At 70.7% G+C, this 2,249-nt stretch carries 2 protein-coding genes and 1 pseudogene; 1 reads left to right on the top strand and 2 read right to left on the bottom strand.

Features of this window, described 5'->3' with window-relative positions; all coding sequences use genetic code 11:
• Window positions 1-287, top strand: a pseudogene (locus DBR36_RS18365) (DNA modification methylase); the annotation flags it as partial.
• A gap of 56 nt (window positions 288-343) precedes the next feature.
• On the opposite strand, the gene DBR36_RS10970 reads toward DBR36_RS18365, so the two are convergent.
• Complete coding sequence (locus tag DBR36_RS10970; protein ID WP_108319321.1) at window positions 344-1,027, bottom strand: response regulator transcription factor; 684 nt, start codon at window positions 1,025-1,027, stop codon at window positions 344-346.
• Complete coding sequence (locus DBR36_RS10965; RefSeq protein WP_108319319.1) at window positions 1,024-2,238, bottom strand: cell wall metabolism sensor histidine kinase WalK; 1,215 nt, start codon at window positions 2,236-2,238, stop codon at window positions 1,024-1,026. Before DBR36_RS10965 ends, DBR36_RS10970 begins: the two co-directional genes overlap by 4 nt.
• Between the last annotated feature and the right edge of the window lie 11 nt (window positions 2,239-2,249).

Here is a 2,249-nt window from a genome sequence, read left to right as displayed (position 1 = left end):
CGTCTGTCGTCGTCCCCGCCAGCACCACGCTGAGCCTGGGCGACCTGTCCGACGACGTCGAGCCGCTGCGCCTCGACGACATCGACGCGGTTCCCGGAACGACGGTGCCCGTGTACTTCCAGTCCGGAGACGGCGAGGGCGCACTCATCGAGGTGCCCGTGCTCGACGGCGGCCTCGAGTACCTCGCCCCGCTCGCCCCCACGGCCGATCCCTCGATCACCATCAAGCCGACGCCGTCGGGAACGTCCGCGGTCACGCCGACGCCCACGGCATCCCCCTCGTCCTGACATACGAACGAAGGCGCCGACGGTTCTCCGTCGGCGCCTTCGTCGTTCCCGGCGGGTCACGCCTCGAAGCGGTACCCCAGCCCCCGGACGGTGACGAGCATGCTCGGCTCGCTCGGGTTCTGCTCGATGCGCGAGCGGATGCGCTTGATGTGCACGTCGAGCGTCTTGGTGTCGCCGAAGTAGTCGGTGCCCCACACGCGGTCGATGAGCTGGCCGCGGGTGAGGACGCGCCCCGCGTTGCGCATCAGCACCTCGAGCAGCTCGAACTCCTTGAGCGGGATGTTGATCTCGCCACCGTCGACCGCGACGGTGTGACGGTCGATGTCGAGGACGACCCGGCCCCCCGACAGCACGCGGTCGTCCAGGTCGCCCTCCTCGGGCGAGCGGCGGCGCAGGACCGCGCGCATGCGCGCGAGCAGCTCGCGCGTCGAATAGGGCTTGGTGACGTAGTCGTCCGCGCCCAGCTCGAGGCCCACCACGATGTCGACCTCGGAGTCCTTGGCCGTGAGCATGATGATCGGCACCTGCGAGGTCAGCCGCAGCTGTCGGCACACCTCGGTCCCCGGCATGCCGGGGAGCATCAGGTCGAGCAGGATGATGTCCGCCCCGCGTTCGCGGAACGCCGTGAGCGCGAGGGCGCCGTCCTCGGCGATCTCGACCTCGTAGCCTTCGCGGCGCAGCAGGTAGGCGAGCGGGTCTGCGAGATCGGGTTCGTCCTCGACGATCAGAACGCGGGTCATGCGGTGTCTCCCTTCACGGGTACGGGGGTCGTGACAGAGGCCTTGCGGCCCTTGCGACGCGGCTTGGGACGGACGCCGTCCAGGTCGGGCGCCTCGGTGAGCGGGAGGCGGATGGTGAACGTCGACCCGCGATCGGGCTTGGACCACAGGCGCACCTCGCCGCCGTGGCGCTGCACGGCGTGCTTGACGATCGACAGACCCAGACCGGTGCCGCCGGTGCGACGCGAGCGCGCTTGGTCGGCCCGGTAGAAGCGTTCGAAGACCCGGTGCTGATCGCTCTCGGGGATGCCGATGCCGCGATCGGTCACGGCGATCTCGACGACGTCCTCGTCGAGCTTGATCCCGACGCCCACCTTCGACCCCTCGGGCGAATACGCGATCGCGTTGGCGATGAGGTTGCCCACCGCTTCGGTGAGGATCTGCGGCTCACCGCGCACCCACAGCCCCTTCGTGCCCCCGCGCACGACGGTGACCTGCGCCGAGTCGGCCTGGATGACGTGCGCCTCGACGGCCGCGGTGACGACCTCGTCGATCGAGACGTCGCGGACGTCGCGCAGCTCGTCCGCGGCCTGCAGACGCGAGAGGCTCAGGATGCGGGTGACCAGGGCGCTCAGTCGCGCGACCTCGGCCTGCATGCGCGCGGCGAAGTGACGCACCTGCGCCGGGTCGTCGGCCGCCGATTCGATCGCCTCGGCGAGCAGGCTGACCGCGCCGACCGGCGTCTTCAGTTCGTGGCTGGTGTTCGCGACGAAGTCGCGGCGCATCTCTTCGACGCGCTCGCGCTCGGTGATGTCGCGCAGCACCAGCAGGGTGAGCCGCCCCGAGATGGGCGTCGCCCGCACCGCGACCAGGCGGGCCTCGGCGGGCGCCGCTCCGCGGCGCAGGCGCAGGTTCTCGGCAATCCCGGACCCGGTGTCACGGGCGACGCGGGCGACGCGCTTGAGCTCGTCGCTCGCGATCACCTCGCCCGCGTGCACGCCGAACACCTCGGCGGCGGGCGAGAGCGCCAGCACGGTCGACGACATGTCGCACACGAAGGCGGGGTCGTCCATCGCCTCCAGCATCGCGTCCACACCCTCGGGGACGTCGACCGAGGTCTCCGCCAGCGAACGGTTCCGAAGTCGCAGAGCGCCGACCACGAGGGAGACGATCGCGGCCCCGATGAGGACACCCGCCAGGAGCGCGAGCAGCGCGAGCTGCGTTTGTTCCATGGCTCCAGAGT

This window comes from Microbacterium sp. HMWF026, assembly GCF_003061325.1.
Classification (GTDB): domain Bacteria; phylum Actinomycetota; class Actinomycetes; order Actinomycetales; family Microbacteriaceae; genus Microbacterium; species Microbacterium testaceum_E.
Note: the sequence above shows the minus strand (reverse complement) of the source record. Positions and strands in the feature narration are given on the sequence as shown.